Raw genomic sequence first — 23,084 nt, forward strand, 5'->3', positions numbered from 1 at the left:
GTGGGGCGTAAGCAGTCTGCCGCACCGGCGCGAGGAGGTGTAGGGCGCGCTCGTCGCTTCGCGACCTCGCTGCTTCGTGACCTCAATGCACACAACGCAACCGGGTGCGCGGGGAACAGGTCTACCAGAAGGGCCGGGCACTCGGGGCCGACCGGCCGGAGCACCACCCGCACGTGCGAGCCGGAAGATATTCGGAATGTTTTCGGGAAGTCGCGTAATGGCGTGGGGGGCAGCGCGCTCTATCCGGTGCGGGCCCGTTCACACAGGGGCTGCGCACCGAGAGATACAGAGCAGAGAGGGCGCACTTCATGCACACCGTGGTGGAACGAGAGCTGGAGCTCAACCTGGTGCTGTCGCCGGAGCGCAGCATCCCCGTACCGGCCCGCCTGTCCTACAGCACCGACGATCCGTTCGCCGTCCACATCAGCTTCCACGTGACCTCGGAATCCCCCGTGAACTGGACGTTCGCCCGCGAGCTGCTGGTGGAGGGCGTCTTTCGGCCGTGCGGGCACGGGGACGTCCGGGTGTGGCCGACGAAGGTCGACGGCCGCAGCATCGTCTGCATGGCGCTGTCGTCCCCGGACGGCGACGCGCTTCTGGAGGCGCCCGCCTCGGCGGTCTCCGCGTGGCTGGAGCGGACCCTGCGGGCCGTGGCGCCCGGCTCGGAGCACGAGCGCCTCGCCATCGACGACGCGCTGCGCGAGCTGCTGGCCCCCACCCCGGGCGACGACCTGTGGCTGCGCGGCCCGTGGCCGTCCGACGACTCGCCGGAGGGCGCGTAGCGGGCCGCCGCCCGTGGGCGGCGGCGCGTGGTCACTCGTCCTTGATGTACGGGTGGGTCAGGAACTCGATGGCGTGTCCGTCCGGGTCGTCGACGTAGACGCCCCGGCCGTTGTGCCGGTGGTTGATCTGCTGGGGCTCGGTGTGGAAGGGGTCGCCCCAGTACGGCAGCGCGCGCTCCTTGATGCGCGTGAAGATCTCGTCGAACTCGTCCTCGGAGACCAGGAAGGCGAGGTGCTGCGGCACGATCTTGAGGCCCTCGGGGAGGTGGTCGTCGGCGTAGTCGACGGTGACGTCGTTGGAGAGCGTTATCTCGGCGAACGGCCCGAAGGACTTCGGCTCCGGCACGCCGAGGAGCTCGGTGACGAAGCGGGCGGAGGCGAAGCGGTCGGAGCTGTGCACGATCAGGTGGTTGAGCTGCGCGGGCACGGAACCTCCAGGGAGATGAAAGCCGTTATTTCCGTTTACTCGGTGCTTTCTCAGCGCTTGCTCGGTGCGCTTTCGACCGTACGTTCCGTGCGTCCGCGCCCGCATCGGACTTCCGGACGAGTCCGCCCGCGCCGCCCCCGGTCCCCGCGCCCTACGTCCCTCGCCCTAAACCCCTGCCCTGCCTGCCCTGCCCTGTCCTGCCCAGCCCGGACCCTCGTGCCCTCGGCGGGGGCTCAGAGGACCTTCCCCGGGTTCAGGATGCCGAGCGGGTCGAAGGTGTGCTTGATGCCGCGCTGCATCTCCAGGCCGACCGGGCCGAGTTCGCGGGCGAGCCAGTCGCGTTTGAGGAGGCCGACGCCGTGTTCGCCGGTGATGGTGCCGCCCAGTTCGAGGCCGAGGGCCATGATCTCGTCGAAGGACGCGCGGGCGCGGCGGGCCTCGTCGGGGTCGGCGGGGTCGAAGCAGACGGTGGGGTGGGTGTTGCCGTCGCCGGCGTGGGCGCAGACGCCGATGGTCAGGCGGTGCTTGTCGGCGATGGCGGCGACGCCGTCGAGGAGGTCGGCGAGGCGGGAGCGGGGCACGCACACGTCGTCGATCATCGTGGCGGATTTGAGCGCTTCCAGGGCGGTGAGGGTCAGCCGGCGGGCCTTGAGCAGGAGTTCGGATTCGGCCTCGGTGTCGGCGGGGACGACCTCGGTGGCGCCGGCCGCGGTGCACAGGGCGCCGACCGCCGCGAGGTCCGCGGACGGGTCGGGGGTGTCGAAGGCGGCGAGCAGCAGCGCCTCGGTGGTCTCGGGCAGGCCCATGCGGGCGAGCGCGTTGACGGCCCGTACGGAGGTGCGGTCCATGAGTTCGAGCAGCGAGGGGGCGTGGCCGCGGGCCATGATGTCGCAGACGGCGGCGCAGGCGGCGGCCGTGGAGGGGAATTCCGCGGCGAGCGCGAGCTGGCGGGGCGGCGCGGGCTTGAGGGCGAGCACGGCCCGTACGACGACGCCCAGGCTGCCCTCGGAGCCGACGAAGAGGCGGGTGAGGTCGTAGCCGGCGACGCCCTTGGCGGTGCTGCGGCCGGTGCGCAGCAGGCGGCCGTCGGCGAGGACGACGTCGAGGCCGAGGACGTAGTCGGCGGTGACGCCGTACTTGACGCAGCACAGGCCGCCGGAGGCGGTGCCGATGTTGCCGCCGATGGTGCACTCCTCCCAGCTGGAGGGGTCGGGCGGGTAGGCGAGGCCCTGTTCGGCGACGGCGCGGGAGAGGACCGCGTTGACGACGCCCGGTTCGACGACGGCGATCCGGTCGACGGGGTTGATCTCGATGATCCGGTCCATCGCGGTGAGGGACAGCACGATGCAGCCCTCCACGGCGTTGGCCGCGCCGGACAGGCCGGTGCGGGCGCCCTGCGGCACGACGGGTACGCGCCGCGCGGTGGCGGTGCGCATGACGTGCCGCACCTCTTCGACGGTGCGCGGCAGCACGACCGCCGCGGGTAGCCCGGCCGTGCAGAAGCCGGCCATGTCGTTGGCGTACGAGCGGGTGATGTCGGGGTCGGTGAGGACCGCTTCGGCAGGGAGCCCGTCGCACAGGAGTTTGATCAAGTCGCCGCCCATGCTCATCACCCTCGCACTCCGGGGGCCGGTAGGGAAGATCGCGTCACCGGGCGGCCCCCGTGCCTGCCGGCCGTCGCCGTCAGCGGCCGCCCCATTGGTAGATCGAGTACGCGCGGCCCCGCGCCGCCCCCGTCGCGAACCCCATGCACAGCCGGGGCGCCGCGGCGCTCCCGATGACCGCGAGCCCCTCCGGCTCGCGCGGGTCGAGGGACTTCCCCGCGAGGATCCGCTCCTCCTGGACGACCTCGCCGCTGCGCATGTCGATGCAGAAGATGCGGGTGTTGCCGCCGGAGGGGCGCGGGTTCTTCGGGCCGTAGGCGCTGCCGAGCAGTTGGTACGCGTAGTCGCCGCGCACCGCCATCCCCTGGTAGGGCAGCCGCAGTTCCGTGCCGGGCTGGGCGAAGTCGGCGAGCGGGTCGAACCGCCGGGCGGCGAAGGCGTCGAGGTCGTAGAGCGCGTAGCGGGGCTTGCCCTTTTTGAGGTAGCGCAGCAGCAGCCGGCGGGTGGTCGGGTCGATGGCCGGGTAGTTGCCGGTGGTGCCGGGCTTCGGGCGGTAGGTGGCCGGGGCCGCGCGGTCGGTGTGCAGGACGGAGCCCTCCGCGTAGGCGATGCGGGCGACGCCGCGCCCGTAGCCGCTGCCGGGGTGGGCGTCCCATTCGGTCCACAGCCCGGCGGCGCCCGCGTCGGGGTCGACGCCGATCGTGCCGCCGTGGCCGAACCCCTTGAGGAACATCCGGCCGAGCCGTCTGCCGCCGGTGGAGAGCCGGTTGAGGCAGAGGTCGCCGTTGCGCTGCCGCTCCGCGTGCGAGTACGCGCGCGGTTCGCCGCGCAGTTTGACGCCGCCCTGCATCACCTGGAGCGCGTAGAGGTGGCCGCGGCGCTCGTCGTAGCCGAAGGACTGGAGGACGGTGGTGTGGTGGAGCTTCGCGCCGTGGATCAGCCGGGTGGGGGCCTTGGAGAAGTCGATCCAGGGGGGCGAGCCGAAGGGCTCCGCCCGTAGGGCGGGCTCGACGGCCCCGGCCGCCCCGGCGGCGGCCCGCGCCGCGCGGCCGTCGAGCGCGGTCAGCACGGCAGCCGCCGAGACCGCGCCGCCCAGCCCGAGGAGCCGTCTGCGGCCGATCGTCCGCTCCTGGTCCTGCCGCTGCCGCTGTCCCTGCTCCGGTGCCAGGCCCCGCTGTTCCATCAGCCCCATACGATGCTGCCCTCTCTCACGTCTCTCGCGCCGCCATGTCAGGTCCAGTGCATGACCGGGATCGGGGTGCGGAGTGCGTGTCGCGGGGCAAGTTCATCCGTATGAGAAACGGGGGCGGCTCAGGGCGGATACGGCGAGCGGGCCGGAACCCGTGGTTCCGGCCCGCTCGCCCGGCGCGTTCGAACCCGGCGCGTTCGAACCCGGCGTGCCCGGGCCCGATACGGACGTCAGAGGTTGCCGCGCTTCTCCTGCTCGCGCTCGATGGCCTCGAAGAGCGCCTTGAAGTTGCCCTTCCCGAAGCCCATCGAGCCGTGCCGCTCGATCATCTCGAAGAAGACGGTCGGACGGTCCTGGACCGGCTTGGTGAAGATCTGGAGCAGATAGCCGTCCTCGTCGCGGTCCACGAGGATCTTCAGTTCGCGCAACGTCTCCACGGGGACGCGCGTCTCGCCGGCCCACTCCCCCAGCGTGTCGTAGTACGAGTCCGGGGTGTCGAGGAACTGCACGCCGGCCGCCCGCATGGCGCGTACGGACGCGACGATGTCGTTGGTGGCGAGCGCGATGTGCTGCACGCCCGGCCCGCCGTAGAACTCCAGGTACTCGTCGATCTGCGACTTCTTCTTGGCGATGGCCGGCTCGTTGAGCGGGAACTTCACCTTCCGGGTGCCGTCCGCGACGACCTTCGACATGAGCGCGGAGTACTCGGTGGCGATGTCGTCGCCCACGAACTCCTTCATGTTCGTGAAGCCCATGACGTTGTTGTAGAACTCGACCCACTCGTTCATCCGGCCGAGTTCCACGTTGCCCACGCAGTGGTCGATCGCCTGGAAGCGGCGCGCCACCGGCTCCATGATCGGCTCGGCGGCGACATAGCCGGGGAGGTACGGGCCGTCGTAGCCGGAGCGGTCGACGAGGGTGTGCCGGGTCTTGCCGTAGGTGGCGATGGCGGCCAGCACGACGGTGCCGTGCTCGTCCTTGACCTCGTACGGCTCCTGGAGGCCGGTGGCGCCGTGCGCCGTGGCGTAGGCGTACGCGGCGCGGGCGTCCGGCACCTCGATGGCGAGGTCCACGACGCCGTCGCCGTGCTCGGCGACGTGGTCGGCGAGGAACTTCCCGTGCTCGGAGGCGGGCTTGATGACGGAGGTGAACACGAATCGGGCGCCGCCGGATTCGAGGACGTAGCTGGCCGTCTCGCGGCTGCCGTTCTCGGGGCCCGAGTAGGCGACGCGGGTCATGCCGAAGGCCGTGGAGTAGTAGTGGGCGGCCTGCTTCGCGTTGCCGACGGCGAACACGACCGCGTCCATCCCCTTGACCGGGAAGGGGTCGGCCTGCCGTGCGGTGCTGGGGGTGTGCAGGGTCTCTGTCATGGCCGCAGGCTCTCTCCGAACCACAAGATGCGCAATAGTTTGCGTTTTCCCTGGGCAATCTGCACAGCGATAGGGCAGTATCTCCGAGCGTTCTGTACATGATGACCATCGACCGTCGAACCGTCGCCCGGGAGGCCCCGTTGATCGATCATTTGGACGGCAGATTGCTGGAGCTACTGGCTCTGGAGCCGCGGATAGGAATTCTGGAGGCGTCGCGCCGGCTGGGCGTCGCACGCGGCACCGCGCAGGCCCGTTTGGACCGTTTGCAGGGCAATGGGGTCATTCGCGGATTCGGCCCCGATGTGGACCCGGCGGCCATCGGATACCCGGTGACGGCGTTCGCGACGCTGGAGATCAAACAGGGCCAAGGGGCGGACGTCCGCAGCCATTTGGCGGGCGTGCCGGAGGTGCTCGAACTGCATACGACGACGGGCCACGGCGATATGCTGTGCCGCCTCGTAGCCCGTTCCAACGCCGACCTCCAACGTGTGATCGACCGGGTTGTGGGTTTTGATGGCATTGTCCGGGCGTCCACAGCGATCGTGATGGAGAATCCGGTGCCACTCAGGATCATTCCGCTGGTGAAACAGGCGGCGGAGGACTGACCACAGCGTCGAGGGAGCGGCCCAGTGAATTTCTGGGAATACATCGGCAACCGGTACGCGCAATTGCTCACCGACACCTATCAGCACGCGAGCGCCGTCTTTCAGTGCATGGTCGTCGCCACCCTGATCGGGGTATTGATCGGCGTCGCCACCTATCGCAGCGAGTGGGCCGGGAACCTCGCCATCACCTCGACGGCCACGGTCCTCACGGTCCCCTCCCTCGCCATGATCGGCCTGCTCATCCCGATCACCGGACTCGGCGTCGCGCCGACCGTCACCGCCCTGATCCTCTACGGGCTGCTGCCCATCGTCCGCAACGCGATCGTCGGGCTGCGCGGCGTCGACCCCACCCTGGTGGACGCCGCGAAGGGCATCGGCATGTCCCGCCTCTCCCGGCTGCTGCGCGTGGAACTGCCGCTCGCCTGGCCGCCCATCCTCACCGGAATCCGGGTCTCCACCCAGATGCTGATGGGCATCGCGGCCATCGGCGCGTACTCCTCCGGACCGGGCCTGGGCAACGAGATCTTCCGCGGCATCTCCTCCCTGGGCAGTGCCAACGCGCTCAACCAGGTGCTCGCCGGGACGCTCGGGATCGTGATTCTCGCGCTCGTCTTCGACGCCGTGTACGTCCTCATCGGACGGCTGACCATCTCCAGGGGGATCCGTGCCTGAACCATCGACGCAGAGCAGCGCGCCGAGCACCACGACGACCGGCGCCACCATCGCGCTGGAGGACCTGACGAAGCACTACTCCGGTACCCCCGCCCCGGCGGTGGAGGACGTCAACATGGACATCAAGGCCGGTGAGCTGGTGGTCTTCGTCGGCCCGTCCGGCTGCGGCAAGACCACCACCATGAAGATGATCAACCGGCTGATCGAGCCCACCTCCGGCCGGATACGGATCAACGACGAGGACGTCACCGGCATCGACCCGGTCCGGCTGCGCCGCAAGGTCGGCTACGCCATCCAGTCCTCCGGCCTCTTCCCGCACATGACCGTCGCCCAGAACATCGCGCTCGTGCCGAAGCTGATCGGCTGGTCGAAGTCCAAGGTCAAGAACCGCATCGAGGAGATGCTGGACCTCGTCGGGCTGGACGCCGGCGAGTTCCAGGGCCGCTACCCGCGGCAGCTCTCCGGCGGCCAGCAGCAGCGCGTCGGCGTCGCCCGCGCGCTCGCCGCCGACCCGCCCGTACTCCTGATGGACGAGCCCTTCGGCGCGGTCGACCCGATCACCCGCGACCACCTCCAGGACGAGCTGATCCGGCTCCAGCACGAGCTGCACAAGACCATCGTCTTCGTCACCCACGACTTCGACGAGGCCATCAAGCTCGGCGACCGCATCGCGGTGCTCCGCGAGCGCTCGCACATAGCCCAGTTCGACACCCCCGAGGCGATCCTCACCAACCCCGCCGACGACTTCGTCTCCGGCTTCGTGGGCGCGGGCGCGGCGCTCAAACGGCTCAACCTCACCCGCGTACGCGACGTGGAGATCGTCGACTTCCCCACCGCCACCATCGACGACCCTCTCCAGAACCTCTTCGACATGCTGCGCTCGGGCTCCACCAACGAGGTGCTGCTCCTCGACCGGTACCGGCGCCCGTACAAATGGCTGCGCCGCGGCGACCTGATGCGGGCCAAGGGGTCGCTGGCCCGCGCCGGGACGCTCGTGCACGACACCGTCACCCGCGACGCCACGCTGCGCGACGCGCTGGAGGCCGTGCTCACCGACAACGCCGGGCGGGTCGCCGTCACCGGGCGGCGCGGCGAGTACACCGGCGTCGTCGACATGGAGACGCTGATGAACTCCGTGCAGCAGTTGCTGGAGGAGGACCGCCTCGAAGCCGTCGAGCACCAGCACGCGCTGATGGAGCAGCGCGCGCACCAGACCAGACGGGAGCAGGAGGGCGCGACCGCCGTCCGTCCCGAGGACGTCTCGTGAGCCGCCGGGACCGCAAGCGGCCCAGGAACGAACGGGCTCCGGGCGAGCACGAGGTCAAGGGCCTCGCCTTCCGTGACGAGGTGGACGTGGACGAACCCGCCGCCGGGCTTGCCCGGCCCCCCGCGCCGAAACCGCCCCGCCGCCTCACCTGGCGGCGGCTCACCTACATGCCGGCCGTACTGGCCCTGATCCTGCTCGCGCTGTGGCTCTGGTTCCGCGGTGCCGACCTCGACTCGATCGCCCGCAACTCGATCGCGGACGGCAACATCTGGCTGCGGCTGCGCCAGCACATCTACCTCACCGTCCTCTCCACCTTCTTCGTGCTGATCATCGCGATCCCGCTGGGCATCCTGCTCACCCGCCGCCGGCTGCGCGGCGCGGCGCCGTTCGCCATGGCCGTCGCCAATATCGGCCAGGCGACGCCCGCGATCGGCCTGCTGGCCCTGCTGGTCATCTGGATGGGCATCGGCCGCCGGGCCGCGCTGTTCGGCATCGTCATCTACGCCGTGCTGCCCGTGCTCTCCAACACCATCGCGGGGCTCAAGGCCATCGACCCGACGCTGGTGGAGGCGGCGCGCGGCATAGGCATGTCGGCGACCGGGGTGCTGCGCAAGGTCGAGCTGCCGCTGGCCGTGCCGCTGATCCTCGCGGGCGTACGGACCGCGCTCGTGCTCAACGTCGGCACGGCGACGCTCGCCGCCTTCGGGGGCGGCGGCGGCCTCGGCGACCTGATCACCACGGGCATCACCAATCAGCGGATGCCGATCCTCGTGCTGGGGTCCGTGCTGACGATCGTGCTCGCCCTGCTCGTGGACTGGCTTGCCTCGCTGGCCGAACTGCTGCTGCGGCCGCGCGGTCTGGAGGGGAGCGAGTGATGATACGTACGCCGGTCCGTACGCCCTTGAGCGCGCCGTACCGCGCGCCCCGCCGGCGGGCCCTGGCCGCTGCCGCCGCGGCGGGCGCCCTGCTGGCCCCGCTGCTCCTCGGCGGCTGCGGGCTGACCAGCGGCAGCCCCATGGTCGACGACGTCCAGCCGGGCTCCATAGGCCAGGGCAAGCCGCTCAAGGGCGCCGATCTGACCGTCACCTCCAAGGAGTTCACGGAGCAGATCATCCTGGGCCAGATCATGGGCCTCGCCTTCAAGGCCGCCGGGGCGACCGTCCTGGACCGCACCGACATCCAGGGGTCCATCGGCGCCCGCGAGGCCGTCAAGTCCGGTGACGCGGACGCGATGTACGAGTACACGGGCACGTCCTGGATCACCTACCTCGGCAACGACAAGCCGATACCCGATCCGCAGGAGCAGTGGCAGGCCGTGTACGAGGCCGACCTCAAGAACGGCATCACCTGGCTGCCGCCGGCCACCCTCAACAACACCTACGCGCTGGCGCTGAACCCCGCGAACGCCAAGAAGTACGGCACCAAGACGCTCTCCGACGTCGCCGCGCTGGCGAAGAGGAACCGCTCCGCGGTGACGCTGTGCGTGGAGAGCGAGTTCGCGGCGCGCAACGACGGGCTGCCGGGCATGCAGAAGAAGTACGGGATGCGGGTGCCCGCCTCGAACATCCAGAAGATGGACGGCGGCATCGTCTACACGCAGGTCTCCAAGGGCGGCTCGTGCACGTACGGCGAGGTCTTCACGACGGACGGCCGGATCAAGGCCATGAACCTCGAAGTGATGCGCGACGACAAGCACTTCTTCCCCAACTACAACGCCGCCCCCGAGATCAACAGCAAGGCGATGAAGAAGTACCCGGCCATCAAGGACGTCCTCGGCCCGATCACGAAGAAGCTCACCAACGACGTGGCGCGGACGCTGAACGGCAAGGTGGACGTGGAGGGGCAGGACCCGCACGAGGTCGCCAAGGACTGGCTGATCGAGGAGGGCTTCATCAAGGGCGGCTGATGCCCCGCGCGGTCCAGCAGGCCCCAGCGGTTCAGCAGGTGGGGACGGAACGCCCGGCCGCCAGCGCCCGGAGGGAGGAGACGGAGTCCTTGAGGGTGGTGACGGGGATGAGCTGAAGGCCGTCGGGGCGTACGGCCTCGGCCTCCTTGCACTCGCCCTTCGGCACGAGGAAGACGGTGGCCCCGTCCCGCTTGGCGGCCTGCGTCTTGAGCTGCACGCCGCCGACCGGGCCGACGGTCCCGTCGGGGTCGATGGTGCCGGTGCCCGCGATCGTACGGCCGCCGGTGAGCTCGCCGCCGCGGCCGTCGCCGTCGATCTTGTCGATGATGCCGAGGGTGAAGAGCAGCCCGGCGCTGGGCCCGCCGATGCGGGCGAGGTCGAGGGTGACCTTCACGTCCTTGGACGACCGGTGCAGGTAGCGCAGGGCGGCCTCGGTGGCGGCGTCCTGCGACTTCCGCATGTCGGCGAAGTTGTGCTTCTCGACCTCGGCGGTCGTATTGCCGACGGGGTAGACGGAGTCCCGCGGCATGACGGCCCGGTCGGTGCGGAACCAGCTGTCGATCACGTCGCCGAGCCGCACATCGGCGTCCGGCCCGGTGGCGACGATCGTGGTGGCCCGCAGCTGCCCGGTGGTCTTCCGGGTGTCGGCCCCCTTGACCGTGATCACCTGCTCCCCGCGGCGCGACCCCAGCACATCGGCCGTCGACCCCGGCTGCGCCAGCGAGAACGGCAACGGCGCGAAGGCCGCCACAGCGAGCAGCGCGACGACAAGCACGGAGCAGACCGTAAGAACCCGACCACGAGAAGACACGCCCGCCACCCTAATTCACACGGACCCCGGGCCCCTCCGAGGGACGGGGGGGAGCGTACGGGCGGGGGCGGCGGGGAGCGTACGGGCGAGGCGGCGGGACGGTGGGACGGCCTGTGGCGCGTACGGGCACCAGCCCGCCCGGCGGCTCACCGCCCATCGGCTCTGCGCTCAGCGCGAGCGCCCCGTCACCGCAGCGCCTCCGCGACCTCCTTCGCCGCGTCCATGACGCGGTGGCCTACGCGTTCGGGGACGGAGTCCGCGAGCATCACCACGCCCACGCTGCCCTCTATCCCCGTCACGCCCAGCAGCGGGGCGGCGGCGCCGCTCGCGCCCGCTTCGAGTTCGCCGTGGGTGAGGGCGTAGCCCGGATCGCCGGTCTCGCCGCGGCGGGCGGCGAGGATCGCGCGGCCCGCGGCGCCGCGGTCCAGCGGGTGGCGGAAGCCGGCGCGGTAGGCGACGTGGTAGTCGGTCCAGGTCGGCTCGACGACGGCGACCGCCAGCGCCTCCGTCCCGTCGACCAGGGTGAGGTGGGCCGTGGCGCCTATGTCCTCGGCCAGCGAGCGCAGCGCCGGCAGCGCCGCCTCCCGCACCAGGGGGTGCACCTGGCGGCCGAGCCGCAGCACCCCCAGCCCGACGCGGGCCCGGCCGCCGATGTCCCGGCGTACGAGCGCGTGCTGCTCAAGCGTCGCCAGCAGGCGGTAGACCACGGTCCGGTTGACCCCGAGCTTGGTGGACAGCTCGGTGACGGTGAGCCCGTGATCGGTGTCGGCGAGCAGTTTGAGGACGCGCAATCCTCGGTCGAGCGTCTGCGAGGTCTCCGCGGTCACGACGCCCCTCCTCACGTGAGTGGCGGCTCCCGTCGCGGTGGGGACGCCGCCGGTCCCGTCCGGCAGCGCGCGCGAGAGGCCGCCGGCCGCTTGTCGCACGGCACCGGCTGCGCTCCGCGGCGGCGCTGCCACGGGGCGTGTGCGTGTTCCGGCACGGTAGCGAGCCGGTTCGCTGAGCGGAAGGGCTATCCCACAATCCGGGCAGCGAGCGGGTGATATGCGAAATCCGTCCGGTGGACGGCCACGGAATCCGCCGCGGAACCGCTCGCTCCGGCAGGGGCGGAGCCCCACCCGGTCACCGTCCGGCGCCGAGCGTCACGTCACCGCATCCGCGTGGCCCACTCCTGCACCTTCTTGATCCGCTCGTTCAGCTGCCCGGCCGTCGCCTCCGCGCTCGGCGGCCCGCCGCACACCCGGCGCAGCTCGGTGTGGATGACGCCGTGCGGCTTGCCGCTCTGGTGCACGTACGCGCCGACCAGCGAGTTGAGCTGCTTGCGCAGTTCCAGCATCTGCTTGTGGGTGACGATGGGCCGCCGCTCGGCCGGCAGCTCGACGAGATCGGCCTCGGCGGCCGGCTTCTGCCGGCTGTGCGCTATCTGGCGGGTCTGCCGCTTCTGGAGCAGCATCTGCACCTGGTCGGGCTCCAGGAGCCCGGGAATCCCCAGGTAGTCCTGCTCCTCCTCGCTGCCGGGGTGCGCCTGCATCCCGAACTCCGCGCCGTCGTACAGCACCCGGTCGAAGACCGCGTCGGACTCCAGCGCCTCGAAGGAGAGCTGGTCGTCCTCGCCGGTGTCCTCGTCCTGCTCCTTCTCGGCCTCCGCCAGGAGCTTGTCCTCCTCGGCGTACGGGTCCTCCTCGCCCTCCTTCTTCGGCTTGTCGAGGACGTGGTCGCGCTCCACCTCCATCTCGTTGGCGAAGGTGAGCAGCGTCGGGATCGTCGGCACGAAGACGGAGGCGGTCTCGCCGCGCCGCCGCGACCGTACGAAGCGCCCGACGGCCTGGGCGAAGAAGAGCGGCGTGGAGATGGTGGTGGCGTAGACGCCGACGGCGAGGCGCGGCACGTCCACGCCCTCGGACACCATGCGGACGGCGACCATCCACCGGTCGTCGGACTGCGAGAAGTCGTCGATGCGCTGCGAGGCGCCGCTGTCGTCGGAGAGTACGAGCGTGGCGCCCTGCCCGGTGATCTCGCGGATCAGCTTGGCGTACGCGCGGGCCGACTCCTGGTCGGAGGCGATGACGAGGGCGCCCGCGTCGGGGATGGCCTTGCGCACCTCGCTGAGCCGCTGGTCGGCGGCGCGCAGCACGTTCGGCATCCAGTCGCCGCGCGGGTCGAGGGCGGTGCGCCACGCCTGCGAGACGGCGTCCTTGGTCATGGGCTCGCCGAGCCGGGCGGCGATCTCGTCGCCGGCCTTGGTGCGCCAGCGCATCTGTCCGCTGTAGGAGAGGAAGATGACGGGCCGCACGACGCCGTCGGCGAGCGCGTTGCCGTAGCCGTAGGTGTAGTCGGCGGAGGAGCGGCGGATGCCGTCGTTGCCCTCTTCGTAGGCGACGAAGGGGATGGGGTTGGTGTCCGAGCGGAACGGCGTGCCGGTCAGCGCGAGCCGCCGGGTCGCCGGGTCGAACGCCTCCGAGCACGCCTCGCCCCAGGACTTGGAGTCGCCGGCGTGGTGGATCTCGTCGAGGATGACGAGGGTCTTGCGCTGCTCGCAGCGGTTGCGGTGGAGCATCGGCCGGACGCCGACGCCCGCGTACGTCACGGCGACGCCGTGGTACTCGCGGCCCAGCGGCCCGGCGCTGTACTCCGGGTCCAGCTTGATGCCTATCCGGGCCGCCGCCTCCGACCACTGCTTCTTCAGGTGCTCGGTGGGCGCGACCACGGTCACCTGCTGCACGACGTGGTGGTGGAGCAGCCAGGAGGCGAGGGTCAGTGCGAAGGTGGTCTTCCCGGCGCCGGGCGTGGCGACGGCGAGGAAGTCGCGCGGCTGATCCTGGATGTACTTGGCCATCGCGCCCTCCTGCCAGGCGCGCAGCTTGTTCGCGGTACCCCAAGGGGCCCGGCCGGGAAAGGCGGGCGAGAGGTGGTGATTGGCGGCGGTGGTAGTCACGGTCTCCGTCGGGCTGGCTCGGCGATCGGCAACCGCGTCAGCCTACCTGCGTCCCCCTCCCCACCCCGGCGCCACAACCCGCCATCCCCTCCGGGTGCGACCTACCTCACACCGGGGCGCCGGCCGCGCTGCGGAGTGGGCCCGCGCCTGTACGTACGGCACTCCCGCATCCCCCTATACGTACCGCGCTCGGGGCCGGACCCGCGCCCGATCTCGCACCAGCCCCGCCGCCTCACCCCTCCCCCACCAGCCCCCGCAGCCCCGCCGCGATCTCGGCGATCTCCCGTGTGCGGCCGGAGGCGACGGCGATGACCAGGTCGTATGCGGCGTCCTGGGACACGTCGGCGGGGTCGATGCCGTTGCGGGCGAGGAAGACGGCGGCCGACAGCCACGCCGTGCGCTTGTTCCCGTCCACGAGCGGGTGGTTGGCGGCGATGGCGTGCAGGAGCACGGCCGCCTGCTCGTACACGTCCTCGTACGCGGCCACGCCCAGCATCCGCGCCCGCGGCCGGTACGCGGCGGAGGCCAGCAGACCGGCCTCCCGGAACTGGACCCCCTGTTCCCCGCACGCGATCCGGGCGATGTCCGTGACCTCGCGCAGCGTCAGGTGGCGGTGGCGGGTCACTGGCCCAGCCTCCGCAGGAGACCGGCATGGCGCATGGCGAGGCGCATGGCGTCCGCGCGGGTCAGCGACTCCTCCAGGTCGACAAGGCGGCGCACGCTCTCGCGTGCCAGTTCGCCGGGTTCGGCGCCCCGCGCGTCGGCGAGGTCGCGCAGGGCCTCCCACTCGTCGTCGGGGAGGTCGATGGTGAGTCGATGCGTCGGCGTTTGCTGCATCGCCCGACGCTATCGGCCAAATCTCCGCAGGTCACACGTTTTTCGGCGCACCCGTGGCTGCCGCGGACAGCGGCTCTGCGGCAGACGCCGCAGACGGCCGCGGGGGCAGACGGCCGCCGACCCCGCAGCTACCTGCGGCTCAGGCGCCCAACAGCCCCAGTGCCAACGGCTCAAGCGCCCAACGGCTCAGCCCCCCGAAGGCTCCGCGCCCGCCGCCGGCTCCGCGTCCGCCGCCGGCTCCGCGCCCGCCGTCGCCTCCGTACCGTCGCGCGGCTTCAGCCGGGTCGCGATGTACGAGCCGACCAGCGCCACCCCCGCCATCGTGAGGAAGACGGCCGCGAAGGCCGCCGGCGGGGCGGCCGAGGAGGCGGAGGCCGAGGCGTGGGCGCCCTCGGCGGCGCCAGTGGTTCCGCCGCCCAGGGCGACGAAGAGGACACCCGCGACGCCGACCATGGTGATGTTGCCGAGCGCGTCGGAGACCTGGAGGGAGGCCGAGTTGGAGCCCTCCTCGCCGGGCCGGGAGAGTTTCAGGAGCAGCACGCTGCCGCTGGAGATCGTCAGCCCCATTCCGTACCCGCCGATGAACCACGACACGGCGACGATCCACGCCGGCACCCCGGAGATCAGCGCCGTCGAGACGAGCACGATGGCCGCGGCCATGAGCAGCAGCCCGAGGCTCATCATCCGCTCGCGGTACGGCTCCAGGCGCGGCCTGCTCTGCGTGTACGAGCCGAGCGCCCAGGTCAGCCCGCCGCCGGTGAGCGAGAGCCCGGCCAGCGTCGCGGACATGCCGCGCTCGGTCACGAGCATCAGCGGCACGAAGCTCTCCGCGCCGAGGAACGAGCCCGCCGCGACGCCGCGCAGCAGCACCACCGACGGCAGCCCGCGGGCGGCCCGGAACGTCCCCTTCGGCAGCAGCCGCAGGATGCCCGGCACCAGCAGGGCGAGCCCGGCCGCGGCCGGCAGCAGGGAGATCCACGCCAGGTCGCGGCCCGCGTACTGCAACAGCCCGGCGCCCGCCGCGACGGCGAGCGCGAGGAGGATGCGGCGGCGGTCCATGGCGGCCGTGTGCTCGCCGGGCGGCAGCTTGCGCAGCGCGGGGAGCATGACGGCCAGCGGCAGCAGGATCAGTACCGGGATGGAGAGGAACACCCAGCGCCAGCTGAGCTGTTCGGTGATGGTCCCGGCGATGAGCGGCCCGACGATGACCGGGAGGACCCAGGCCGCCGAGAAGGAGGCCATGATCGACGGCCGCAGCCGTTCCGGGTAGGCCCGCCCGACCACGACGTACAGCGAGACGATGACCAGCCCGCCGCCTATGCCCTGCACGCCGCGGCCCGCCACGAACATCCACATCTGCTGCGCGGAGCCCGCGACGACCAGTCCGGCGCCGAACGTCGCGATGCCGGTGAACAGCGGTACGAGCGGGCCCGCCCGGTCGCACCACTCGCCGGAGAGCGCCATCGCGAAGAGGCTCGCGGTGAAGTAGGCGGAGAAGGCGAAGGCGTACAGCTCGATCCCGTCGAGGGCGCGGGCCGCGACCGGCATCGCGGTGTTGATCGCGCTGGCCTCGAAGGCGATGAGCGAGACGACGGAGATGATGCCGAGGGTGAGGGCGCGGTAGCGGCGCCCGAGCACGGTGTCGCCGCCGGTTTCCCTACCGGTACCGCCGTCCGATATTCGGGGCGGCTCGGCGGAGGGCGGCGCTTCGGGGGCAACGGCGTCGGCGGCGCCCGCGTCCCGCGGGTCGAGAGCGGTCATGCCGTCAGCGTAAGAGGCACGAACCGCCGTGGCCCCTGTCGCGAGTTGGTGATCAACTCATCCATCCGTCCTAGGACATACGCACTCGTGCACACGCGCCCGCTCGCCGCCTCAGGTCGTGAGCAGCACCCCGGCGTACGAGGCGCCCGCGATCACCACCCACGAGCACAGCCCGAGCGCAGCGACCCGTCCCCCGGTCCGTACGAGCGTGGGCAGGTGCACCGCGCTGCCGAGGCCGAAGAGGGCCGCGGCGAGCAGGAGTTCCTGGGCGTCCTGCGCGGCGTCGATGGCGCCGCCCGGCACCTGGCCGGTGCTGCGCAGCGCGACCATCGCGAGGAAGCCGAGGACGAAGAGCGGCACGATGGTCGGCCGCTTGCCGCTCGCCGCGCCGTCGGCGGCGCGCTCGTCGTACCGCTTGCGGCGCCGTACGGCGAGGGCCACCGCCGCGACCAGCGGGGCGAGCAGCGCGACGCGCATCAGCTTCACCAGCACGGCTTCGCCGAGCGCCGAGGGCCCGGCGGTCTGGGCGGTGGCCACGACCTGCCCGACGTCGTGCACGCTCGCGCCGACCCACCGGCCGAACTGCGTTCCGTCCAGGCCCAGCGGGTGGTGCAGCAGCGGGAGGACGGCGATGGCGAGCGTGCCGCAGAGCGTGACGAGCGCGACGGAGGTGGCCACGTCCTCCTCGTCGCTGCCGGTCACCTCGCTGACGGCGCCGATCGCGGACGCGCCGCAGATCGAGTAGCCGGTGGCGATGAGCAGCGGCTGGTCGCCGCGGAGCCCGATGCGGCGGCCGAGCCAGAGCGTGCCGAAGAACGTGGCGGTCACGACGGCGAGCACCATCACGACGGTGGCCCAGCCGATGCCGAGCACGTCGTGGAGGCTGAGTTTGAGGCCGAGCAGCACGATGCCGACGCGCATCAGCCGCTTGCCCGCGAAGCTCAGTCCGGGCCGCGCGACGCCGCGCACCACGCCCCGTAGGCCGGGCAGGTGCGCGGAGACGATGCCGAGGACGACGGCGGCGGTGAGCATGGGCACGCCGGGTACGAGCCAGTGCACGTCCCAGGCGAGGCCGACGCCGAGCACGGCCATGGCGAGCCCGGCGACCTTGCTCTTGACGGGCTTCCAGCGGGGAGGTCTGGTCCCCTTCGGCGGGGCGGCGGCGGTTGCGGTGGCGGCGCGTTGCGTCCCCAGAGCCATTACCGGTCGGCCGGGAGCTCGTACACGCGGCGGACGCTGCTGCCCAGGCGCGAGATGTCGGCGCCGTAGATGTGCAGGGAGATCGCCTTGTCGCCGCAGGCGTTCCAGACCCGGTGGATGTCGCCGGGGGGCGCGAAGCCGCAGACGTCGCCCTGTTCGTTGACGACGTCCTCGGTGGCGACGAGCCGCGGCGGGGCGCCGACGGCGGAGGGCACGAGCCGGTAGCGGCGCTCGCTCTCGCGGCCCTCGTGGACGCCGGTGACGCACCAGGAGACGTGGTCGTGGATGGAGGTGCGCTGGCCGGGCAGCCAGACGAGGGCGACGATGGAGAAGCTGCCGTCGTGTTCGGCGTGCAGGATGTGCTGGCGGTAGTGGTCGGGGTCGCCGGCGCGCTGCTCGTCGGTGAGCAGGTCGGCGGTGCCGAGGTGGGGGCCGAGCGCCTCACCGACCAGGTGCGCCGTCAGGTCGGGCGGCAGTCCGCGCCCCACGGCCTGCCGCACGTCGTCGACGAGGTGGTCGAGGCGCGGGGTCGTCGCAGTGGGCCGGGCTGCGGTCGGAGTGGTCATACAGGCAGCGTCGAGCCAGGCGATCCATCACGTCCAACGACAGTTCATTGGCCGGAACCAAACTCAGGCTTATGTGTTACGGCTGTGAGCACGCCCGGCGATGGGTCTCAGCACCCCACCCGGCGCTCCGCCACGGCCTTCAACTCGTCGAGTACGAGCGCGGTGGCGGGGATACGGAGGTGGTCCCGGAGCACGTACGCGGAGACCTGGCGGCGCGAGGCGGGGTCGAGGGCGCGCCCGGTGACCTTGTCGTGGCGGAGGAAGGAGAGGACCAGCGCGGGCACCATGGCGACGCCGAGGCCCTCGGCGACCAGGGACTGGACGACCAGGTTGTCGTCGGTGGTGAAGACGATGTCGGGGGCGAAGCCCTGCTCGGCGCACTCGTGGAGGAAGTTGGCGCGGCAGCGCAGGCACCCGGCGATCCAGCGCTCCTCGGCGAGGTCGGCGAGTTTGACGGCGCGGCGGCGGGCGAGCGGATGCCCGGCGGGCAGCAGCACGGTGAGCTGGTCCTCCAGGAGCGGGATCTCGGCCAGCTCCTCGGGAACGGATTCGTGCAGGCCGGGATAGGTGAAGGCGAGGGTGATGTCGCACTCGCCGCGCACCAGCCGCTGCAGGGACTCGGGCGGCTCGCCTTCGAGGAGCTCGGCCCGTACGCCGGGGTGCTCGGCGGAGAGCCGGGCCATGGTCTCGGGGATGAGGGTGGCGTTGGCGCTGGGGAAGGCGCAGACGCGGACGCGCCCGGCGCGCAGCCGGGTTATGGCGCTCATCTGCTGCTGGGCGGCGGAGAGGGTGTCGAGGATGGCGTCGGCGTGCCGGGCGAGCGCCTCGCCGGCCTCGGTGAGCCGCATGCGGCGGCCGACGCGGGTGAAGAGGGGGGTGCCGACGGACCGTTCCAGGGCCTTCATCTGCTGGGTGATCGCGGGCTGGGTGTAGCCGAGGGACCGGGCGGCCGCCGAGTAGGAGCCGGCCTTGACCACCTCGTGGAACGTCTTGATGTGCCGCGAGTCGAACACGCCTGAATCATAAGCAGAAGTTGGAGTGCGGGGAGAAACCCGAGGAGAGGCCGCTGTTCATAAACGTACGCCCGCCCCGCCCCCCGTAACCCACATCACTCACATCCCCCGCTTCACCCACTTCGCCCACTTCACGGAGTGGTTTGCCCGAGAACGGGCAAGGTGGAGCGTATGCCGCACTACACCTCGTACGACGCCGCTGAACTGCACTATCGGGTCCTGGGCCCGCGCGACGGCGCGGCGACGCCGCCGCTGATCTGCCTGGCGGGGGGACCGGGCCGCGACGCGGCGTACCTGGGCGACCTCGGCGGGATGGACGAACACCGCCCGCTGGTCATCCCGGACAGCCGGGGTACGGGCGGCTCCCCGACCCCCGCCGACCCGGCCGCCTACGCGTTCCCCTCCCTGGCCGAGGACCTGGAGGCGCTCCGCCGCCACCTGGGCCTGGAGCGCTTCGCGCTGCTGGCGCACTCGGCGGGCGCGGCGACGGCGCAGGCGTACGCGGCGGGCTACGGCGAGCACCTCACCCACCTGGTCATCGTCTGCCCCGGTTCGAGGCTGCAGGGCGAACTGCCCGACGACGCCGAGAAGATCTTCGAGTCGCGCGCCACGGAGGACTGGTGGCCGGACGCGTACGTGGCGGCGCACGGCCTGGCCCAGGCGTCGGACATGAACGAGGTCCGCGACCTGCTCCGCCGCGCGGCGCCGCTGGCGTACGGCCGCTGGGACGCCCCGCAGCGCGCCCACGCGGCGACCGAGGGCGCCCAGCTCGGCCCGGTCCCCCGAGCCGGCTTCTGGCAGGGCGTGGACGAACCCGCCCGCCGCGCCCTCCTGGAACGCCTGCGCCACGTCACATGCCCGGTCCTGGTCGTCACGGGCGACCTGGACGCGGTAACGGGCATGCGCGCCGGCGAACTCGTCGCCGAGTCCTTCCCGAACGGCCGCTCACAACCCCTCCACGGCGTGGGCCACTACCCCTGGGTCGACGAACCGGACATGTTCCGCCCCTTGGTGGAAGAGTTCCTGTCATCCCCCTGACCACCACGCCATGAGACCCGCGCCACGACGCCAGCCCCTGACGGTCACCCATGAACGCCGTCCATGAACACCACCCATGAACGTCATCCATGAACGCCGCATGTCAGTCACGTGGCGCGAAGGCACGCCCCATTGAGCCCCACACCCCCCGGCCCTATGGTCGATACAGCACACCAACACGGCCGTGTGCCCGAGTGGTTGAGGGACTCGCCTGCAAAGCGAGTTACGCCGGTTCGATTCCGGTCACGGCCTCCAATTGCCTGACCAGGCAAGCCAAACGCGGCGCCTCGACCATCGCGCCTGCGTGCACCGTCACACCTCGGTGTCACGCAATACGGCATCGGCGGGCGTGCTCACGGCGACCTGGATCTTCCTGGTGGATGACTGGGCAACCTGCGCGATGCTGCCGTCCTGCCCATGGAGCGCGACCACGGCGGAGGCGTCCGATCCCTCTCCCGTCCCCAGGGCGCGCACACTCCAGCCCGTGCGCTCAAAATACGCCTGCGCACGTCCCATGACCCGAGCCGCCTCGTCCTCGGTGAGCGGCACCGTCGACCAGGTGTGGAGGAGGGACGCACCCTCGGCGTCCTGGACCGTACGCAGCCCCTCGCCCTCCTGCGCCGGGCCGTGCGAAGCGTGGAGAGCGTCGTAGATCCGGCTGGAGTGGCCGAGAACCCGCTTCTCGGCGTCCTCATCGGTCTGTGAGGGATGCAGTGCGGCGGGACTCGCGTGGGCCGACGCGGACTCACCCGAAGTGAAGCAGGGCGAAGTCACCGTGATAGCGGCAAGACCTTCCCCCTTCTTACGGTCCACCACACCCGTAACGGCGTCGATCCAGAAGTCGTCAGGCTCCGTACGCATATCAACGGAGGGAAATGGGTCGGACCAGTCTCCGTCTGCATCCGAGGACTGGAATTTATATCCCAGCTTCACCCAGGAGTCCCTGGCCTGCCGTACCAGTTTCTTGGCATCCGTTCCCGGTACGCCGGTCAGCTGATAGGTGAGACTGAGTTGTACGCGGTCGTCGGGGCCGTGGTCGTCCCGAGCCACGCAGGGGCCGATGGGAGATCCCCCTACAGCCTTCAAGGTCGGCTTGGGCGACATGCTGTCCACCGCTTCGTGGATAATTTTCTCCGCGCGCTCGGTAGCCTGCTTCTCATCCATTTTGACCTGCTTCGGGGTCGCCCCGCCGTCCGTCTTGTCGTCCTGTTGTGTACCGCACCCTGCCACCGTAGCCGTGATGGCCAACAATGCCGCGGCCGAGACCGCTCCGCGCAGATTCACGAATGTCCTCCGGTCACGATGTTCGCCAGATGCTTGAGGGATGCGTTCTCCCAATACTGCGAGTGAGCGGGCATGGGGCCGTCCGTTGCGGGGAGCTTACCGTCGGCGACCTTGAACGTCCGCCCGCCGAACTCATCTGACGTGGGGTCGTTTCCGTAGAGGATCGAGTGATCATCGACTAGCCGTCGCACGTACGCCAATGGGTTGTGTGACCCTTTCGTGGGGTCCGGTGGGGCCAGATTGATGAGGTCGTACTTGGCCGTTGCCGACCATACGTGGTCGGCCGGGATATGCAGGTCCTTCGCATGGTTCACACTCACGCCGGGGCTGCCCACGAAAACGGCGTTGTCCACGGGCAGGTCGGGGTGGTCCCGCATCGTCTCTCCAGCGACGAGGGTTCCGTAACTGTGACCCAGGACCGTCGAGTTCACATGCCCGCCATGGGCTGTTTGAACTCCGGAAAGGAACTTGCTCAGGGGATCTCGTGCATTGTCAGCGTATTTCGCATCCGTAGCATCTCCCATGATGTCCTGTGGAGCGTCATAGCCAAGCCAGAGAATCGAAGCCGTCCCGTGAGTCGGATCGGCGACCGTCGCCTGCTTATGCAGCAGCTCCGCCTTGCGGATATCACCGTCAACCGAACCCAGTTTAGATCCTGTCCCGGGCACGAACGTCACCACATTATCCGCGGTGTCCGGATTCCCGATGGACACGATGGCGTGGCCGAGACGCTTGTTGTCGAAGCCCAGCAGATAGGCGCGACTTTGCGGGTCCGGCGTGTCGAAGCGCGACGCGATCTTGTCCATGCCGTGGACTCGGCCTTCGAGCTCCTTCTTCTGCTCGTTCCACCTCTTCCATGCGACGGTCTCGACCATCGCGCCCTTCACCTCGGTCCCCGTCATGGGGTTGAGATAGGTCTGATAGTGCTTGGGCTCTTTCTTGAGCCAGTCTTCCAACCGCTGCTGGGCGACACCGTGGGACTCGGCGAGTACGGTGCGGTTGGCCTCGTCACGGGCGGCTGACGGGATCCCGTCCAAGGCACCCACGCCGGCGGGGTACAAGGACACGTAGTCGGCCTTCTCGCGTTCGGAGAGGCTCTTCCACCAGGCCGCGTTGTCCTTCGGACTGCCGTTCTTGGGCGGTCCCTTGATGCTGTTCAGGTACTGCTTCGCGTCCTTGCGAACGCCAAGCATGTCCTTCCGGACATCGGCCCAGTCGTCGTCGGAGACGGAAAGATCGTCATCGGCCATGAGTTTCCGTAGCTGCGGCGCCCACTTGTCATCGACCTCCGTCGCCGCCTTGAGCGCCTCGGCAATACGGTTGGCGCACTCCTGGGCGGGGCGGAAGTTCGGGTTCGGCGCGAAATTGGCCGCCTGCCGGGCGACGGCGCGGGCGGTCTCGTCGGTGGCGCCATTGGCCGAACCCCCCTTGGGGGTCTTGCCGTCCACTTCGTCGCCCGCCGCCGGATAGCTGACCGAGCCGTCCGGGCCGATCGAGAAATTCTTGGCCTCGGCGTCCGCGACGGCCGCGTCCAGTTTCTTCTTCGCCGGCCGTACATCCGCCGCGAACGCGTTCAGAGCCGTGCTGACCAGCCCGCACTCCACCTGCATGTAGTGGAAGTCCTCGGCCAGTTCGTGCAACTGGCCGAGGGCGGCGTCCGCGACAACCCCCTTCAGGGACTGGCGCATCGTGGCCTGGATCTTGTCCTCCAGCTCACGCTTGGCCTCACTGGCCATTTCACTGACCGCGCGATAGCTGTCGGCCGCCTCCTCGAAATCGGAGGGCTTAAGGGCCTTGAGCGCTGCGAAATCCATCGG

The 23,084-nt window shown here is 70.7% G+C and carries 22 protein-coding genes and 1 tRNA gene; 8 read left to right on the forward strand and 15 right to left on the reverse strand.

Going from position 1 to position 23,084, the window contains the following annotated elements:
• Positions 1–308: 308 nt before the first annotated feature.
• Positions 309–782, forward strand: coding sequence for an SsgA family sporulation/cell division regulator (locus tag AB0I49_RS12650; RefSeq protein WP_363226903.1), 474 nt, complete (start codon positions 309–311; stop codon positions 780–782).
• Between the two features lie 31 nt (positions 783–813).
• Here the strand turns inward: AB0I49_RS12650 and AB0I49_RS12655 are convergent, their stop codons facing one another.
• From AB0I49_RS12655 to hppD, 4 genes are all read right to left on the reverse strand, one after another.
• On the reverse strand, positions 814–1,209 hold the full coding sequence (locus AB0I49_RS12655) for a VOC family protein (RefSeq protein ID WP_363226904.1): 396 nt from the start codon (positions 1,207–1,209) through the stop codon (positions 814–816).
• Between the two features lie 233 nt (positions 1,210–1,442).
• On the reverse strand, positions 1,443–2,813 hold the full coding sequence (locus AB0I49_RS12660; RefSeq protein WP_363226905.1) for an FAD-linked oxidase C-terminal domain-containing protein: 1,371 nt from the start codon (positions 2,811–2,813) through the stop codon (positions 1,443–1,445).
• A 79-nt stretch (positions 2,814–2,892) separates the two neighbouring features.
• Positions 2,893–3,996: a teichoic acid biosynthesis protein C gene (locus AB0I49_RS12665; RefSeq protein WP_363226906.1), complete on the reverse strand. Its 1,104-nt coding sequence runs from the start codon at positions 3,994–3,996 to the stop codon at positions 2,893–2,895.
• A 236-nt stretch (positions 3,997–4,232) separates the two neighbouring features.
• Entirely contained in the window at positions 4,233–5,372 is a 1,140-nt protein-coding gene (gene hppD, locus AB0I49_RS12670; protein ID WP_363226907.1) for a 4-hydroxyphenylpyruvate dioxygenase, read from the reverse strand.
• Between the two features lie 101 nt (positions 5,373–5,473).
• Here hppD and AB0I49_RS12675 point away from each other — a divergent pair, with 101 nt between their 5' ends.
• The 5 genes from AB0I49_RS12675 to AB0I49_RS12695 all read left to right on the forward strand — a co-directional run bounded on the left by AB0I49_RS12675 (position 5,474) and on the right by AB0I49_RS12695 (position 9,822).
• Complete coding sequence (locus AB0I49_RS12675) at positions 5,474–5,977, forward strand: Lrp/AsnC family transcriptional regulator (RefSeq protein ID WP_363226999.1); 504 nt, start codon at positions 5,474–5,476, stop codon at positions 5,975–5,977.
• A 24-nt stretch (positions 5,978–6,001) separates the two neighbouring features.
• A complete protein-coding gene (locus AB0I49_RS12680; RefSeq protein ID WP_363226909.1) occupies positions 6,002–6,649 on the forward strand; it encodes an ABC transporter permease in 648 nt (215 codons plus the stop codon).
• Positions 6,642–7,916, forward strand: a complete 1,275-nt coding sequence (locus AB0I49_RS12685; RefSeq protein WP_363226910.1) for a betaine/proline/choline family ABC transporter ATP-binding protein — start codon at positions 6,642–6,644, stop codon at positions 7,914–7,916. The genes AB0I49_RS12680 and AB0I49_RS12685 overlap by 8 nt, the downstream gene beginning before the upstream one ends.
• On the forward strand, positions 7,913–8,791 hold the full coding sequence (locus tag AB0I49_RS12690) for an ABC transporter permease (RefSeq protein ID WP_363226911.1): 879 nt from the start codon (positions 7,913–7,915) through the stop codon (positions 8,789–8,791). Before AB0I49_RS12685 ends, AB0I49_RS12690 begins: the two co-directional genes overlap by 4 nt.
• Before the next feature lie 140 nt (positions 8,792–8,931).
• Positions 8,932–9,822, forward strand: coding sequence for a glycine betaine ABC transporter substrate-binding protein (locus tag AB0I49_RS12695; protein WP_363227000.1), 891 nt, complete (start codon positions 8,932–8,934; stop codon positions 9,820–9,822).
• 31 nt (positions 9,823–9,853) lie between these two features.
• Here AB0I49_RS12695 and AB0I49_RS12700 read toward each other — a convergent pair whose 3' ends face one another.
• From AB0I49_RS12700 to AB0I49_RS12740, 9 genes are all read right to left on the reverse strand, one after another.
• The gene (locus AB0I49_RS12700; protein WP_363226912.1) at positions 9,854–10,597 is read right to left on the reverse strand and encodes a S16 family serine protease; all 744 of its coding nucleotides are present in this window, start codon (positions 10,595–10,597) and stop codon (positions 9,854–9,856) included.
• A gap of 221 nt (positions 10,598–10,818) precedes the next feature.
• On the reverse strand, positions 10,819–11,460 hold the full coding sequence (locus AB0I49_RS12705) for a helix-turn-helix domain-containing protein (protein WP_363226913.1): 642 nt from the start codon (positions 11,458–11,460) through the stop codon (positions 10,819–10,821).
• Positions 11,461–11,780: 320 nt separating this feature from the next.
• Positions 11,781–13,568 carry a DEAD/DEAH box helicase gene (locus AB0I49_RS12710; protein WP_363226914.1) on the reverse strand — a complete coding sequence of 596 codons (1,788 nt, stop codon included), beginning with the start codon at positions 13,566–13,568 and terminating at the stop codon, positions 11,781–11,783.
• A 232-nt stretch (positions 13,569–13,800) separates the two neighbouring features.
• The gene (locus tag AB0I49_RS12715; protein ID WP_363226915.1) at positions 13,801–14,193 is read right to left on the reverse strand and encodes a type II toxin-antitoxin system death-on-curing family toxin; all 393 of its coding nucleotides are present in this window, start codon (positions 14,191–14,193) and stop codon (positions 13,801–13,803) included.
• A complete protein-coding gene (locus AB0I49_RS12720; protein WP_363226916.1) occupies positions 14,190–14,405 on the reverse strand; it encodes a hypothetical protein in 216 nt (71 codons plus the stop codon). The genes AB0I49_RS12715 and AB0I49_RS12720 overlap by 4 nt, the downstream gene beginning before the upstream one ends.
• 186 nt (positions 14,406–14,591) lie before the next feature.
• On the reverse strand, positions 14,592–16,166 hold the full coding sequence (locus tag AB0I49_RS12725; protein ID WP_363226917.1) for an MFS transporter: 1,575 nt from the start codon (positions 16,164–16,166) through the stop codon (positions 14,592–14,594).
• 111 nt (positions 16,167–16,277) lie between these two features.
• Entirely contained in the window at positions 16,278–17,258 is a 981-nt protein-coding gene (locus AB0I49_RS12730; RefSeq protein WP_363227001.1) for a putative sulfate exporter family transporter, read from the reverse strand.
• 107 nt (positions 17,259–17,365) lie between these two features.
• Positions 17,366–17,932: a cysteine dioxygenase family protein gene (locus tag AB0I49_RS12735; protein WP_363226918.1), complete on the reverse strand. Its 567-nt coding sequence runs from the start codon at positions 17,930–17,932 to the stop codon at positions 17,366–17,368.
• Between the two features lie 107 nt (positions 17,933–18,039).
• Positions 18,040–18,945, reverse strand: a complete 906-nt coding sequence (locus AB0I49_RS12740; protein WP_363226919.1) for a LysR family transcriptional regulator — start codon at positions 18,943–18,945, stop codon at positions 18,040–18,042.
• A gap of 171 nt (positions 18,946–19,116) precedes the next feature.
• On the opposite strand from AB0I49_RS12740, the gene AB0I49_RS12745 reads away from it, so the two are divergent.
• Both AB0I49_RS12745 and AB0I49_RS12750 read left to right on the forward strand, forming a co-directional pair.
• On the forward strand, positions 19,117–19,983 hold the full coding sequence (locus AB0I49_RS12745; RefSeq protein WP_363226920.1) for an alpha/beta hydrolase: 867 nt from the start codon (positions 19,117–19,119) through the stop codon (positions 19,981–19,983).
• Positions 19,984–20,163: 180 nt separating this feature from the next.
• Positions 20,164–20,238, forward strand: a tRNA-Cys gene (locus tag AB0I49_RS12750).
• Between the two features lie 57 nt (positions 20,239–20,295).
• On the opposite strand, the gene AB0I49_RS12755 is transcribed toward AB0I49_RS12750, so the two are convergent.
• Together AB0I49_RS12755 and AB0I49_RS12760 are read right to left on the reverse strand one after the other, a co-directional pair.
• Positions 20,296–21,267: a hypothetical protein gene (locus tag AB0I49_RS12755; RefSeq protein ID WP_363226921.1), complete on the reverse strand. Its 972-nt coding sequence runs from the start codon at positions 21,265–21,267 to the stop codon at positions 20,296–20,298.
• Positions 21,264–23,081, reverse strand: coding sequence for an alpha/beta hydrolase (locus tag AB0I49_RS12760; protein WP_363226922.1), 1,818 nt, complete (start codon positions 23,079–23,081; stop codon positions 21,264–21,266). Before AB0I49_RS12760 ends, AB0I49_RS12755 begins: the two co-directional genes overlap by 4 nt.
• Positions 23,082–23,084 lie beyond the last annotated feature (3 nt).

This window comes from Streptomyces sp. NPDC050617 (assembly GCF_040654795.1).
Lineage (GTDB): Bacteria > Actinomycetota > Actinomycetes > Streptomycetales > Streptomycetaceae > Streptomyces.